This is a genomic window from Klebsiella sp. A-Nf5 (assembly GCF_002810545.1).
GTDB lineage: Bacteria > Pseudomonadota > Gammaproteobacteria > Enterobacterales > Enterobacteriaceae > Klebsiella > Klebsiella variicola.
The window spans coordinates 151,233-165,135 of sequence record NZ_PIOG01000222.1; the positions used below are offsets into that span (position 1 = coordinate 151,233).

Here is a 13,903-nt window from a genome sequence, read left to right on the forward strand (position 1 = left end):
TCCCTCTATGTTGATTAAGAGTGAGTCGCCGCAATTTTGGTCAGCGCGTCGGTAATATCCTCGGCGATCTTCGCTTTATGGACGTAGCTACGAATGATGGCGACATGACAGTGGGCCGGAAATTGATTTGCCAGTTCTTTGATCGTGACGTAAAGGTCGGCTTTTTCCCCGACGGCGTTAGCAAAATCGACCGAGGCGACGTCCGCTTTGATACCTAATTCTTCACAGATCTTTTTCACATTATTCGCAGCCATCAATGAACTGCCAATACCGTTACCACAAACCGTTCTGATAACTAACATAATGACTACTCCATTTGTTTTTGGATGAATTGTAAGACTGAATTGACGTCATTTTCCTGCTGAAGGAAGGTCACAATATCTGACTCGATCAGCGAGGCTATCAGTTGGATCATTTTGATATGACTGTCAGCGTCCGCGCCGGCGATAGCAATAATGACGGTAACCGGATCGAACTCATCGTGGCCGAAGGTCACTGGCGTGGCGGTGGTGACAAGCGAAAATCCGGTCTGCAATGCCCCTTTTTCCGGTCGGGCATGCGGCATGGCAATCCCGTCATCTATAACGATGGCAGCGCCGAAATCTTCGTATACCGTCAGCATCTCGTTGACATATTCGGGACTGCAAATCTGGCGCCTGGCGAGTAATGAACCCGCCAGTTCGATGGCCTCTTCCGCACGGGAAATATTCTGCTTAAGGGCGATTAACGTCGGGTCAAAAATAATCTCCATTCTCTGCTCCTGAACGTATTCCTGTTCCTGAGTAAAATCATGACTAAATACATTGATGAAAATGATGGATGAGATCACATCCGGGGTTTTAAATATTGATGGCGATCACATCGGCAGGAAAGTACCGGCAGAAAACGATATAAATAATTTATATATTTTTCAGTGGATTATGCAGGTTGTGTATTTAAACGCTGAAATTTGACAGAGAAAAAGTGAGAGGTAGAGCGAATTTTTTCGGCAGAAGTGTATTGCTGGTCACAATTATCGGCGGGTCATTTTCTTAAATTTTGACGCCGTTAACAAAAAAGGCCCGCCTGAGCGAGCCTTTTATAAAAACGCGTGCCGATTACAGGCTGGAGACGTTTTCGGTCAGGTATTTTGCAACGCCTTCCGGAGAGGCAGCCATACCTTCTTTTCCTTTTTCCCACTGCGCCGGGCAGACTTCGCCGTGCTCTTCGTGGAACTGCAGCGCGTCGACCATGCGCAGCATTTCGTCGATGTTACGGCCCAGCGGCAGGTCGTTAACCACCTGGTGGCGTACCACGCCGTTAGCGTCGATCAGGAAGGAGCCGCGCAGCGCTACGCCTTCGTCCGGATGCTCGATACCGTAAGCTTTCTGGATTTCACGTTTGATGTCAGCAACCATCGCGTATTTAACCGGGCCGATACCGCCCTGGTCGACCGGGGTGTTACGCCATGCGTTGTGAACGAACTCGGAATCGAAGGAAACGCCAACGACTTCTACGCCGCGTTTCTGGAATTCTTCGTAGCGTTTGTCGAACGCGATCAGCTCAGACGGGCAAACGAAGGTGAAGTCCATCGGCCAGAAGAACAGAACGGTAGGTTTACCGTTGGTGTGCTGTTTGAAATTGAATTTCTCAACGATCTCACCATTACCCAGCACAGCGGCTGCAGTAAAATCCGGCGCTTGACGAGTGACCAGAACCATTTGATTCTCCTGTAATTACTAAGGTTATTTGGAACGCAACGCGGGCAAGTATAGAGCCTGCCCGGCAATAACACAAAGAGGCGCTAACAATCGTTCAGCCAGCTTTTACCTATCAATGACGCAACGATTACAGCTGTTTGTTTTCTGCCAGGCGCATCATCTGCGGATAAAAGCGCCAGAACTGCCCCTCCAGCTGGTCGTAGTGGGTATCCAGATCCTGCCAGGAGTCGCGCAGGGCGTCGAGACGCGGACGGCGGCTGGCCATGCCGTTAAGCACGCGCTGAATAAAATCCATCTCCTGATAGCGCTCCAGCCAGCGCTCCGACCACAGGTACTGATTCAGATTGACGAAGCGTGGCGGCGAGTCAGGCAGGATGGGGACAATCTGCTGCTCGGCGTAGCGCACGAACTCGTCCAGCGGCAGGTCAGGGGAGAGCTGCGCCCAGTGCTGCGACAGGAAATGATCCCACATGACATCGAGGGTGATGGGGGCGACGCGACGGGTCTGCGGGCGAAACCACTCCAGCGCCTCTTTGACTTCCGCCAGATTGTCAGTCATCACGTCAATCCGGCGATGCATATAGATGCCGTCGATGATCTCCGCCGGATAGTCGCCCTGCGGGTTGCCGCGCACAAAATCGGCCATCAGGTTGCCGGGCAGCGAACTGTCGGCGAGATGGGCCAAGTGCAGGTGGGCGAGAAAATTCATAAAACGACATCCTTTAAATACGAGCGGGCGGGTGGAATCACCGATGTCGCGCTGAACGGCGCCTCGGTGTCCGAATGGCATGCTGTCTGGCCGCGCGCGGCACCTTTGCCACCGGTAAGGCATCCGGCTGCCGCATGGTGGCATTCGGAATGATTTGGAATATAGATTATGTCATTCATCCGGAGGGGTAAAGGTTGCAGGCGGAACGCCCCGGCACTAGACTACCCGCCTCTTTATTCAGTCTGAGTTACCGTCATGCGCGTTACCGATTTTGCTTTTGAACTACCCGAATCCCTGATTGCCCACTATCCGATGCCTGAGCGCAGCAGCTGCCGCCTGCTCTCCCTGGACGGGCCGACGGGCGCGCTGACGCATGGAACCTTCACCGATATCCTCGATAAGCTCAATCCCGGCGACCTGCTGGTGTTTAACAATACCCGGGTGATCCCGGCGCGTCTGTTCGGCCGCAAGGCCAGCGGCGGCAAGATTGAAGTGCTGGTGGAGCGGATGCTGGATGATAAGCGCATCCTGGCCCATATTCGCGCCTCGAAAGCGCCGAAACCAGGCGCCGAGCTGCTGCTGGGCGATGACGAGAGCATTAAGGCCACGATGCTGGCGCGTCATGGCGCGCTGTTTGAAGTGGAATTTAACGACGAGCGTCCGGTGCTGGAGATCCTCAACGGGATCGGCCATATGCCGCTGCCGCCCTACATTGATCGTCCTGACGAAGACGCCGACCGCGAGCTCTATCAAACCGTTTACGGCACCAGGCCGGGCGCGGTAGCCGCCCCGACCGCCGGTTTGCATTTCGACGAACCGCTGCTGGACAAACTGCGCGCCAAAGGCGTTGAGATGGCGTTTGTCACCCTGCACGTGGGGGCGGGGACCTTCCAGCCGGTGCGCGTCGACAGCATTGAAGAGCACACCATGCACTCTGAATATGCGGAAGTGCCGCAGGAGGTGGTCGATGCGGTGCTGGCGGCGAAAGCGCGCGGCAACCGCGTGATTGCGGTAGGCACCACCTCGGTACGCTCGCTGGAAAGCGCGGCGCAGGCGGCGAAAGACGCCCTGATCGCGCCGTTCTTCGACGATACGCAGATTTTCATCTACCCGGGTTATCAGTACCAGGTGATCGATGCGCTGGTGACCAACTTCCATCTCCCTGAATCCACACTGATTATGCTGGTGTCGGCGTTTGCGGGTTATCAGCACACCATGAACGCCTATCAGGTGGCGGTTGAGCAGAAATATCGCTTTTTTAGCTACGGGGATGCGATGTTTATCACGTACAATCCGCAGGCTATTTCTGAGCGTCCCTGAAAAGGCCGGCCCGCCGGCTTTTTGGACGCCATGACGCATTTTTTAGCCACGGAATCATTCCGTGGCGAGTATGAAAACGTCGGACTGTTTTTCTGACGCAGGAGCAAGCATGAAATTTGAACTGGATACCACCGACGGTCGCGCCCGCCGCGGTCGCTTGGTGTTTGAGCGCGGCGTGGTGGAAACACCGGCCTTTATGCCCGTTGGCACCTACGGCACCGTCAAAGGGATGACGCCGGAAGAGGTGGAAGCCACCGGCGCGCAGATTATTCTCGGCAACACCTTCCACCTGTGGCTGCGCCCAGGTCAGGAGATCATGAAGCTGCACGGCGATCTGCACGATTTTATGCAGTGGAAAGGACCGATCCTTACCGATTCCGGCGGCTTCCAGGTATTCAGCCTTGGCGATATTCGTAAGATCACCGAGCAGGGCGTCCACTTCCGCAACCCGATCAACGGCGATCCGATTTTCCTCGATCCGGAAAAATCGATGGAGATTCAGTACGATCTCGGTTCCGACATCGTGATGATCTTCGACGAGTGTACACCGTACCCGGCGGACTGGGATTACGCCAAGCGCTCGATGGAGATGTCTCTGCGCTGGGCCAAGCGCAGCCGTGACCGTTTCGATGGCCTCGGCAATAAAAACGCGCTGTTTGGCATCATTCAGGGCAGCGTTTACGAAGATTTACGTGATATCTCGGTGAAAGGTCTGGTAGAGATTGGCTTTGATGGCTACGCTGTCGGCGGTTTGGCGGTCGGTGAGCCGAAGGAAGACATGCATCGCATTCTGGAACACGTCTGCCCGCAGATCCCGGCCGATAAGCCACGATACCTGATGGGCGTCGGGAAGCCGGAAGATCTGGTGGAAGGGGTACGTCGCGGTATCGATATGTTCGACTGCGTCATGCCGACGCGCAACGCGCGTAACGGCCACCTGTTCGTCACCGACGGCGTGGTGAAAATCCGCAACGCGAAGCACAAAAGCGATACCGCACCGCTGGACGCCGAGTGTGATTGCTATACATGTCGCAATTATTCACGCGCTTACTTGCATCACCTCGACCGTTGCAACGAAATATTGGGCGCGCGTCTCAATACCATTCATAACCTGCGCTACTATCAGCGTTTAATGGCTGGTTTACGCAAGGCTATCGAAGAGGGTAAATTAGAGAGCTTCGTGACCGATTTTTACCAACGTCAGGGGCGCACCGTGCCTCCTTTGAACGTTGATTAATTTTAATAATGAGGGAATTTCAATGAGCTTTTTTATTTCTGATGCGGTAGCGGCAACGGGTGCACCGGCGCAGGGCAGCCCGATGTCTCTGATTCTGATGCTGGTGGTGTTCGGTCTGATTTTTTACTTCATGATCCTGCGTCCACAGCAGAAGCGCACCAAGGAACACAAGAACCTGATGAACTCCATCGCCAAAGGTGATGAAGTGCTGACCAACGGCGGTCTGGTCGGTCGCGTGACCAAAGTAGCGGAAACTGGCTACATTGCTATCGCGCTGAACGATACCACTGAAGTGGTTATCAAACGTGACTTCGTTGCTGCCGTTCTGCCGAAAGGCACCATGAAGGCGCTGTAATCTAACTTTTCCCAAAGGGAACTGCCGTGTTAAACCGTTATCCTTTGTGGAAGTACGTCATGCTGGTCGTCGTCATTGTCGTCGGCCTGATCTATGCGCTTCCCAACCTGTATGGTGAGGATCCGGCTGTTCAAATCACTGGCGCGCGCGGCGTCGCCGCCAGTGAGCAAACGCTGATCCAGGTCCAGAAAACTTTACAAGAAGAAAAAATAACCGCGAAGTCTGTGGCACTGGAAGAGGGCGCTATTCTTGCGCGCTTCGACACCACTGATACCCAGCTGCGTGCGCGTGAAGCGCTGCTTACCGTGCTGGGTGACAAATACGTCGTGGCGCTAAACCTTGCTCCGGCAACCCCACGCTGGCTGGCGGCACTCTATGCCGAGCCAATGAAGCTGGGTCTTGATCTGCGCGGCGGCGTGCACTTCCTGATGGAAGTCGACATGGACACCGCGTTAGGCAAGCTGCAGGAACAGAACATCGACAGCCTGCGCAGCGAACTGCGTGACAAAGGCATTCCTTACGCGACCGTGCGCAAGGAAGACAACTACGGTCTGAGCATCGTCTTCCGCGACAGCGCGGCGCGCGACCAGGCTATCTCTTATCTCAGCCCTCGCCATCGCGATCTGGTGATTTCCTCTCAGGGTGACAACAGCCTGAAAGCGGTGATGACCGATGAGCGCCTGAAAGAAGCCCGTGAGTACGCGGTTCAGCAGAACATTAACATTCTGCGTAACCGTGTGAACCAGCTGGGCGTCGCCGAACCACTGGTTCAGCGTCAGGGTGCTGACCGCATCGTGGTTGAGCTGCCGGGTATCCAGGATACCGCGCGGGCGAAAGAGATCCTTGGCGCAACCGCGACCCTCGAGTTCCGTCTGGTCAATACCAACGTGGACCAGTCCGCCGCCGCCTCTGGCCGCGTGCCGGGCGACTCGGAAGTGAAAGAGACGCGTGAAGGCCAGCCGGTGGTGCTGTACAAGCGGGTGATCCTGACCGGTGACCATATCACCGACTCGACCTCCAGCATGGATGAGTACAACCAGCCGCAGGTCAACATCTCGCTGGACAGCGCGGGCGGTAATATCATGTCTAACTTCACCAAGGACAATATCGGCAAGCCGATGGCGACCCTGTTCGTGGAGTATAAAGACAGCGGTAAGAAAGATGCTAACGGCCGCGCTATCCTGGCGAAAGAGGAAGAGGTGATTAACATCGCCAACATCCAGTCGCGTCTGGGTAACAGCTTCCGTATCACCGGTATCAGCAATCCGAACGAAGCGCGCCAGCTGTCGCTGCTGCTGCGTGCCGGTGCGCTGATTGCGCCGATTCAGATCGTCGAAGAGCGGACTATCGGCCCAACCCTCGGTATGCAGAACATCAAGCAGGGCCTGGAAGCGTGTCTGGCCGGTCTGGTGGTCTCTATCCTGTTCATGATCTTCTTCTACAAGAAGTTCGGTCTGATTGCGACCTCGGCGCTGATTGCCAACCTGGTACTGATTGTCGGCATTATGTCCCTGATCCCGGGGGCGACGCTGACCATGCCGGGCATCGCGGGTATCGTATTAACCCTTGCGGTGGCGGTCGATGCTAACGTTCTTATCAACGAACGTATCAAAGAAGAGCTGAGCAACGGGCGTTCCGTTCAGCAGGCGATTGACGAAGGTTATCGCGGCGCGTTCAGCTCGATCTTCGATGCCAACGTGACGACGCTAATCAAAGTGATCATCCTGTACGCCGTCGGTACTGGTGCCATTAAAGGGTTTGCGATTACCACCGGTATCGGTATCGCGACCTCAATGTTTACCGCTATCGTCGGCACCCGTGCCATCGTGAACCTGCTGTACGGCGGCAAGCGCGTTAAAAAGCTGTCTATCTGAGGAGTGCGTTGTGGCACAGGAATATACTGTTGAACAATTGAACCACGGCCGTAAAGTCTGGGACTTTATGCGCTGGGACTACTGGGCCTTCGGCATTTCAGGTTTTCTGCTGATTGTGTCGATTGCCATCATTGGCGTCCGCGGCTTTAACTGGGGGCTCGATTTCACCGGTGGTACGGTGATCGAAATTACCCTTGAGAAGCCGGTCGATCTGGACCAGATGCGCGATTCCCTGCAGAAAGCGGGCTTTGAAGAGCCGCAGGTGCAGAACTTTGGCAGCAGCCGCGACATCATGGTACGTATGCCGCCGGTGCATGACGCCAACGGCAGCCAGGAGCTGGGCAGCAAGGTCGTGACGGTGATTAACGAATCGACCAGTCAGAATGCGGCGGTGAAGCGAATTGAGTTTGTCGGCCCGAGCGTCGGCGCGGACCTCGCGCAAACCGGCGCCCTGGCGCTGATTGCGGCGCTGGTCTGTATCCTGATCTACGTCGGCTTCCGCTTCGAATGGCGTCTGGCCGCCGGGGTGGTTATCGCCCTGGCGCACGACGTGGTGATCACCATGGGCGTACTGTCGCTGTTCCATATCGAAATCGACCTGACCATCGTGGCCTCGTTGATGTCGGTTATCGGCTACTCGCTGAACGACAGTATCGTGGTATCGGACCGTATCCGTGAAAACTTCCGTAAGATCCGCCGCGGTACGCCGTACGAGATCTTTAACGTGTCGTTGACCCAGACGCTGCACCGTACCTTGATCACCTCCGGGACTACCTTGATGGTGATCCTGATGCTGTTCCTGTTCGGTGGCCCGATTCTGGAAGGCTTCTCGCTGACCATGCTGATCGGTGTCTCCATCGGTACGGCTTCTTCTATCTACGTCGCCTCTGCGCTGGCGTTGAAACTGGGTATGAAGCGCGAGCATCTGATCCAGCAGAAGGTCGAGAAAGAAGGGGCGGATCAGCCGTCTATTCTGCCGTAATACGGTTCAGTTGAGATAAAGCAATCCCGGCCCAGGTGGCCGGGATTTTTTTTGTTCGCGATAAAACCTGCTGACAGTATGCTGTCAGGAGCCCTCCCATACACTACTTCTGAACTCACTAACGAGCAGGAGGAAGTATGAATAACGTGATTAACTGGTTTGAAATTCCGGTCGCCGATATGGATCGCGCCGTCGCGTTTTATGAGCCGGTGATGCAGGTGACGCTGCGTCGCGAAACCATGGACTGCGCCGAACTGGCGGTGTTCCCGCATCAGGATCCGGCCCCTGGCGGCGCGCTGGCCAAATTTGAGGGTATCGCGCCTTCAGCGCAGGGCGCTATTATTTACCTGCATACTGACCATCTTGCCGCCACGCTGGACCGCGTTGCCTCGGTGGGTGGGGCGTGTGTTTTCGGGCCGCTGACGCTGCCGAATGATATTGGCACCATCGCGCTGTTTACTGACAGCGAGGGCAACCGCGTCGGCCTGCACCAGCCGGCTTAACCTAAACTTTTTGTGAAGTGAGACATGACCCGACGCGCCGACCGTTTATTTCAGATTGTGCAGATCCTGCGCGGCAGGCGGCTCACTACCGCCGCGCTGCTGGCGGAGCGGCTGGGCGTGTCGGAGCGCACCGTGTATCGCGATATTCGCGATCTCTCCCTCTCCGGCGTGCCGGTGGAGGGCGAGGCGGGGAGTGGTTATCGCCTGCTGGCGGGTTACGATCTGCCGCCGCTGATGCTGACCACCAAAGAATCCGAAGCGCTGATCGCCGCGATTCGGCTGCTGAAAACCTGGGGTGGTGAGGCGCTGTCGCAATCGCTGGAATCCGCCCAGGAGAAGATGCTGGCGATCCTGCCCGAAGCGCGCCGGCGCCAGGCGGAGCAGACCCGCCTGTTTGCCCCCGATCTCGGCGCCCATCGTTATGCCAAAACCTATTTTGACGTCATTCATCAGGCGGTCTCCGGCCAGCAGGTGCTACAGCTGTGCTATCAGGATGAGTCTGGCCGGGTGACCGAGCGCGACGTGCTGCCGCTGGGGCTGTTTTTCTGGGGGGAGCGCTGGCTGCTGGTGGCCTGGTGCGAGCTGCGTAATGATTATCGTAACTTTCGCCTCGACCGCTGTTTGGCGGTCAGGGCGACCGAGCGTCGATTCAGCGAGTGTGCCGATCGCTCATTAAGCGATTTTCTGCGCAAGGTGCGGTGCGACGTGTGGGAGAAATAAAAACGCCCGGGTGGCCCGGGCGCTGTGTTGCCGTATCAGCAATTAGAAGTTGTAACCGACCACGAAGTAACCACCCCAGCCGGTCGAGCGGACGCTGAAATCGCCATCGCCGAAGTTCAGCTTGGCATCGTCAGCCCACTGGCCGCCGTTATGGAAGTAACGGGCCACCACCGAGTAGTGCCAGTGCGCGTAGTTCAGCGCCAGGATGTGGCTGGAAGCGATGGAGTTGCTGGTGCGCGCGTGCTTCCCGTTCAGATCGTAGAAGTTGTCATCGCCGAGGTCAGAACCCCAGTCGAAGTTGGTGAAGCCGATGTAGCTCAGCGAGCCGCCCCACAGGTCGGTCAGCGGCACGAAGTATTTCACTTTGAAGCGGTAGCCGTCCCACTCGTTTTCGTTGGACGCGCCGTAGTTCTGCCACTGGTATTTGGCGTAGACGTTCAGTGACAGGCTCATCGGCAGGCCGGTATCAATATCGGTACCCAGACCCATATACCAGGTGCTCTGCTCCTGAGAATCGTTGCGGCCCATATCGTAGATATAGTTGTTCGCGAAGTACCACTCTTTGAACGGCCCGAAGCTCAGATCGGTATTGGTCAGCTTATCGATAGAGAAACGCGGTTCGATCTCCATAAACAGCGGCGAGCCGTTGTTCCAGATACCTTTTGCCGTGCTGTTGCCGCCGAAGAATACCGGGGCATCGATATAGCCGTAGAAATCAAACCAGTCTTTTTTGGCGAACGCTTCATATTCCAGGTAGGTATCGTTACGGATCTGCGGTCCAAAACGGGTGTGATAGCTGCCCACCACGTTAACACTCTGGTGCCACCAGTCAGACAGGTACTGCGGTTTATCGTTTTCTGCCGCGCCCGCAGTAAAAGAAGTGGAGAGCGCCACAACCGCACCCGCTGCCAGTAATGTTTTTTTCATAGTAATGCCACTGTTTAATTTGAGCCTGAAGGCGTTAAAAGAAGTGCCGAAGCGTTTCTAAATATTTCGTCTTTCTGTGGGGGTCTATTATAGGAATCATTGCTCACAAAAATACGTGTTGTTTCACATAACCAGAACATGCGTAATCGATTGCGTTCACGATTCTATGCATTTCTTGACAAAATGCTACTGAAAATCGCGGGGCAGAACGATTTCTAATGAACTCTTGTGAAAAGTTGTAAGTGGATAAAAACGACGGGGGCAGGACGTCGCCGGGCAGGGGCTGGCCCGGCGTGAAGGCTTACTGTGCGGCGGCGGGCTGGATATCGTGGACGCGAATAAAACCAACTTTGTCCGGCGTCACGTTCAGGCGCAGCGGGATATCCACATCGCTGGGGGCGAGGATGCTGGCCGGGGCGCTAATCAGCTGATCCTGAACATTGATTTCCTGATAGCTGTGGGTGGTGCCGGTGATCTGCCCGGAGGCGACGGTGGCGGTAAAGGCCGGCAGCGGATCGTTGGATTCACCCTGAATGCGTAAAGTCAGGCGTGACCCGTCGCCATCCGGCGTAATGCTGCCCACCGACATGCGCAGGGTGCCGATCTGGCTCTCCAGCCGCGCCGGGGTTTTGGCATCCGGCAGCAGATAGACGCCGCGGGTGGATTTCGCGTTCAGCGCATTTTGCTGGGTGATTTTAATCGTTTGCTGATTAAGCTGGGTCATCTCCTGGCTCAGCGTACTCACGCTCTGGTGCATCTGGCGGACTTCGCTTTGCTGGGCGCAGGCGCTCAGGGTGAACAGGCTGCCAACGATGGCGAGTTTCAGGTAACGTCTTGTCATGGTCAGGATTCCGTTTGCAGAGGATGCTTAATGGTAGCCAAACCGCCTGCCTCTCCCATAGATCCTTTGTCTCAAAAGCTCTTTCTTTGTAGTCAGGTCACTTCGCGGTAAACTACCCTTCAGTTTAACTACCTGTCAGGACGCGCTATGCATTGCCCTTTCTGTTTCGCCGTGGATACCAAAGTGATCGACTCTCGTCTGGTGGGGGAAGGCTCTTCTGTGCGTCGCCGTCGGCAGTGTCTGGTCTGTAACGAACGCTTTACTACCTTCGAAGTGGCGGAGCTGGTGATGCCCCGGGTGGTGAAGAGTAACGATGTGCGCGAACCCTTCAACGAAGACAAGCTGCGCAGCGGGATGCTGAAAGCGCTGGAGAAACGCCCGGTTAGCGCCGATGACGTGGAAATGGCGGTCAACCATATCAAAACCCATCTGCGTGGCACCGGTGAGCGCGAAGTGGCGAGCAAAATGATTGGCAATCTGGTGATGGAGCAGCTGAAGAAGCTCGATAAGGTCGCCTATATTCGCTTCGCTTCCGTCTATCGCAGCTTCGAAGACATCAAAGAGTTCGGCGAAGAGATCGCCCGTTTACAGGACTAAGCCATGCAGGACGAAATGTACATGGCGCGTGCGCTTAAGCTTGCCGCGCGCGGTCGCTTTACCACCCATCCTAACCCTAACGTCGGCTGCGTCATTGTGAAAGACGGCGAGATCGTCGGCGAGGGCTTTCACTATCGCGCCGGCGAGCCGCACGCCGAAGTGCACGCGCTCCGCATGGCCGGCGAAAAGGCGCAGGGCGCCACCGCCTACGTCACCCTTGAGCCCTGCAGCCACCATGGCCGTACGCCGCCATGCTGCGATGCGCTGATTGCCGCCGGCGTCAGCCGCGTGGTGGCGGCGATGCAGGACCCAAACCCGCAGGTGGCGGGGCGCGGTCTGTATCGTTTGCAGCAGGCCGGTATTGACGTCAGCCACGGGCTGATGATGAACGAAGCGGAAGCGCTGAATAAGGGCTTCCTGAAGCGGATGCGCACCGGTTTTCCCTGGGTGCAGCTGAAGCTGGGCGCCTCGCTGGACGGCCGCACGGCGATGGCCAGCGGTGAAAGCCAGTGGATCACCTCCCCGCAGGCACGACGCGACGTGCAGCGTCTGCGCGCCCAGAGTCATGCGATCCTCACCAGCAGCGCCACCGTGCTGGCGGACGATCCGGCGCTGACCGTGCGCTGGCAGGAGTTGAGCGCCGATACCCAGGCGCTTTATCCCGAAGAGAATTTGCGCCAACCGCTGCGCGTCGTCATCGACAGTCAGAACCGCGTCACGCCTGAGCACCGTATTGTGCAGCAGGCAGGAGAAACGCTGTTTGCCCGCCTGCGTGCGGATGAGCGCCAGTGGCCGGAAAGCGTTCGTACGCTGCTGGTGCCGGAACATAACGGCCATCTCGATCTGGTGTTGCTGATGATGCTGCTTGGCAAACAGCAGGTGAACAGCGTCTGGGTGGAGGCGGGAGCGACGCTTGCCGGGGCGCTGCTGCAGGCTGGCCTTGTCGACGAGCTTATCGTCTATATTGCGCCTAAACTGTTAGGCAATGCGGCGCGTGGATTATGCGCGCTGCCGGGGCTTGAAGAACTGAGCCAGGCACCCCATTTCAAATTCAATGAGATACGTCAGGTTGGCCCGGATGTCTGCCTGCATTTAACCACTGCGTGAGGCTTTCCTGATTATTAGGAAGCAGCGCTCAGAATAATATGATAAAATCCGCCCCCCTTGCGGGGCACATGAACCCGAAGGAAGAGTATGAACATTATTGAAGCTAACGTTGCTACCCCGGACGCTCGCGTCGCCATCACCATTGCGCGTTTCAACAACTTTATCAATGACAGCCTGCTGGAAGGTGCGATTGACGCCCTGAAACGCATTGGTCAGGTAAAAGATGAAAACATCACCGTTGTTTGGGTTCCAGGCGCGTATGAGCTGCCGCTGGCGGCTGGCGCACTGGCGAAAACCGGTAAATATGACGCGGTGATCGCGCTGGGTACGGTGATCCGCGGCGGTACTGCCCACTTTGAATATGTGGCTGGCGGTGCCAGCAATGGCCTGGCGCATGTCGCTCAGGACAGCGAAATCCCGGTAGCCTTTGGTGTTCTGACCACTGAAAGTATTGAACAAGCCATCGAGCGCGCTGGCACCAAAGCCGGTAACAAAGGCGCAGAAGCTGCGCTGACCGCGCTGGAAATGATTAACGTATTGAAAGCCATCAAGGCCTGATTTTTGTAAGGGGAATTCCGTGAAACCTGCTGCTCGTCGCCGCGCCCGTGAGTGTGCCGTCCAGGCGCTCTACTCCTGGCAGTTGTCCCACAACGACATCGCTGATGTCGAATACCAGTTCCTGGCGGAACAGGACGTAAAAGATGTAGATGTTCTGTATTTCCGTGAACTGCTGTCCGGAGTGGCGACTAACAGCGCGTACCTCGACGGCCTGATGAAGCCCTACCTGTCCCGTCAGCTGGAAGAGCTGGGCCAGGTGGAAAAAGCGGTGCTGCGTATCGCGCTGTTTGAGCTGTCCAAACGTGATGACGTACCGTATAAAGTGGCCATCAATGAAGCTATCGAACTGGCGAAAACCTTCGGCGCTGAAGATAGCCATAAGTTCGTCAACGGCGTGCTGGACAAAGCGGCTCCGGTAATTCGTCCCCGCAAAAAGTAAACGCCAGGCCGGGCTTTGCAGGATATCATCCAGC

General features: G+C 56.3%; 19 protein-coding genes. 13 read left to right on the top strand and 6 right to left on the bottom strand.

What is annotated here, in order from left to right:
* Nucleotides 1-14 precede the first annotated feature (14 nt).
* Nucleotides 15-302, bottom strand: a complete 288-nt coding sequence (locus CWM53_RS21215; RefSeq protein ID WP_061155585.1) for a PTS sugar transporter subunit IIB — start codon at nt 300-302, stop codon at nt 15-17.
* Nucleotides 303-307: 5 nt separating this feature from the next.
* Nucleotides 308-751 (bottom strand): PTS sugar transporter subunit IIA, encoded by a 444-nt coding sequence (locus tag CWM53_RS21220; RefSeq protein WP_074386755.1) that lies wholly within the window; start codon nt 749-751, stop codon nt 308-310.
* 55 nt (nt 752-806) lie between these two features.
* Between CWM53_RS21220 and CWM53_RS31275 the strand changes: the two genes are divergently transcribed.
* Nucleotides 807-953, top strand: coding sequence for a hypothetical protein (locus tag CWM53_RS31275; RefSeq protein ID WP_165784180.1), 147 nt, complete (start codon nt 807-809; stop codon nt 951-953).
* Nucleotides 954-1,097: 144 nt separating this feature from the next.
* On the opposite strand, the gene CWM53_RS21225 is transcribed toward CWM53_RS31275, so the two are convergent.
* Entirely contained in the window at nt 1,098-1,700 is a 603-nt protein-coding gene (locus CWM53_RS21225; protein ID WP_004178733.1) for a peroxiredoxin, read from the bottom strand.
* A gap of 127 nt (nt 1,701-1,827) precedes the next feature.
* Complete coding sequence (acpH, locus tag CWM53_RS21230) at nt 1,828-2,409, bottom strand: ACP phosphodiesterase (protein WP_100631425.1); 582 nt, start codon at nt 2,407-2,409, stop codon at nt 1,828-1,830.
* A gap of 74 nt (nt 2,410-2,483) precedes the next feature.
* On the opposite strand from acpH, the gene CWM53_RS31280 reads away from it, so the two are divergent.
* The 8 genes from CWM53_RS31280 to CWM53_RS21265 all read left to right on the top strand — a co-directional run bounded on the left by CWM53_RS31280 (nt 2,484) and on the right by CWM53_RS21265 (nt 9,400).
* Nucleotides 2,484-2,600: a hypothetical protein gene (locus CWM53_RS31280; protein WP_165784179.1), complete on the top strand. Its 117-nt coding sequence runs from the start codon at nt 2,484-2,486 to the stop codon at nt 2,598-2,600.
* A gap of 64 nt (nt 2,601-2,664) precedes the next feature.
* Nucleotides 2,665-3,729 carry a tRNA preQ1(34) S-adenosylmethionine ribosyltransferase-isomerase QueA gene (gene queA / locus CWM53_RS21235; RefSeq protein WP_074386753.1) on the top strand — a complete coding sequence of 355 codons (1,065 nt, stop codon included), beginning with the start codon at nt 2,665-2,667 and terminating at the stop codon, nt 3,727-3,729.
* Nucleotides 3,730-3,838: 109 nt separating this feature from the next.
* Nucleotides 3,839-4,966 (top strand): tRNA guanosine(34) transglycosylase Tgt, encoded by a 1,128-nt coding sequence (gene tgt, locus CWM53_RS21240; RefSeq protein WP_032732595.1) that lies wholly within the window; start codon nt 3,839-3,841, stop codon nt 4,964-4,966.
* A gap of 22 nt (nt 4,967-4,988) precedes the next feature.
* A complete protein-coding gene (gene yajC, locus CWM53_RS21245; RefSeq protein WP_002890398.1) occupies nt 4,989-5,321 on the top strand; it encodes a preprotein translocase subunit YajC in 333 nt (110 codons plus the stop codon).
* Between the two features lie 26 nt (nt 5,322-5,347).
* Nucleotides 5,348-7,195: a protein translocase subunit SecD gene (gene secD / locus CWM53_RS21250; RefSeq protein ID WP_100729394.1), complete on the top strand. Its 1,848-nt coding sequence runs from the start codon at nt 5,348-5,350 to the stop codon at nt 7,193-7,195.
* 10 nt (nt 7,196-7,205) lie between these two features.
* On the top strand, nt 7,206-8,177 hold the full coding sequence (secF, locus tag CWM53_RS21255) for a protein translocase subunit SecF (RefSeq protein WP_002890403.1): 972 nt from the start codon (nt 7,206-7,208) through the stop codon (nt 8,175-8,177).
* Nucleotides 8,178-8,314: 137 nt separating this feature from the next.
* Complete coding sequence (locus CWM53_RS21260; RefSeq protein ID WP_100729393.1) at nt 8,315-8,680, top strand: VOC family protein; 366 nt, start codon at nt 8,315-8,317, stop codon at nt 8,678-8,680.
* Nucleotides 8,681-8,704: 24 nt separating this feature from the next.
* Nucleotides 8,705-9,400, top strand: a complete 696-nt coding sequence (locus CWM53_RS21265) for a helix-turn-helix transcriptional regulator (protein WP_074386750.1) — start codon at nt 8,705-8,707, stop codon at nt 9,398-9,400.
* 42 nt (nt 9,401-9,442) lie between these two features.
* Here CWM53_RS21265 and CWM53_RS21270 read toward each other — a convergent pair whose 3' ends face one another.
* Both CWM53_RS21270 and CWM53_RS21275 read right to left on the bottom strand, forming a co-directional pair.
* The gene (locus CWM53_RS21270) at nt 9,443-10,327 is read right to left on the bottom strand and encodes a nucleoside-specific channel-forming protein Tsx (RefSeq protein ID WP_004204836.1); all 885 of its coding nucleotides are present in this window, start codon (nt 10,325-10,327) and stop codon (nt 9,443-9,445) included.
* 301 nt (nt 10,328-10,628) lie between these two features.
* The gene (locus CWM53_RS21275; protein WP_061155578.1) at nt 10,629-11,168 is read right to left on the bottom strand and encodes a DUF3251 domain-containing protein; all 540 of its coding nucleotides are present in this window, start codon (nt 11,166-11,168) and stop codon (nt 10,629-10,631) included.
* A gap of 147 nt (nt 11,169-11,315) precedes the next feature.
* Here CWM53_RS21275 and nrdR point away from each other — a divergent pair, with 147 nt between their 5' ends.
* The 4 genes from nrdR to nusB all read left to right on the top strand — a co-directional run bounded on the left by nrdR (nt 11,316) and on the right by nusB (nt 13,869).
* A complete protein-coding gene (gene nrdR / locus CWM53_RS21280; RefSeq protein WP_002890417.1) occupies nt 11,316-11,765 on the top strand; it encodes a transcriptional regulator NrdR in 450 nt (149 codons plus the stop codon).
* A 3-nt stretch (nt 11,766-11,768) separates the two neighbouring features.
* Nucleotides 11,769-12,872 (top strand): bifunctional diaminohydroxyphosphoribosylaminopyrimidine deaminase/5-amino-6-(5-phosphoribosylamino)uracil reductase RibD, encoded by a 1,104-nt coding sequence (gene ribD, locus CWM53_RS21285; protein ID WP_016160372.1) that lies wholly within the window; start codon nt 11,769-11,771, stop codon nt 12,870-12,872.
* Nucleotides 12,873-12,959: 87 nt separating this feature from the next.
* Nucleotides 12,960-13,430: a 6,7-dimethyl-8-ribityllumazine synthase gene (gene ribE / locus CWM53_RS21290; protein ID WP_001021161.1), complete on the top strand. Its 471-nt coding sequence runs from the start codon at nt 12,960-12,962 to the stop codon at nt 13,428-13,430.
* 19 nt (nt 13,431-13,449) lie between these two features.
* Nucleotides 13,450-13,869, top strand: a complete 420-nt coding sequence (gene nusB / locus CWM53_RS21295; RefSeq protein WP_008805376.1) for a transcription antitermination factor NusB — start codon at nt 13,450-13,452, stop codon at nt 13,867-13,869.
* Nucleotides 13,870-13,903 lie beyond the last annotated feature (34 nt).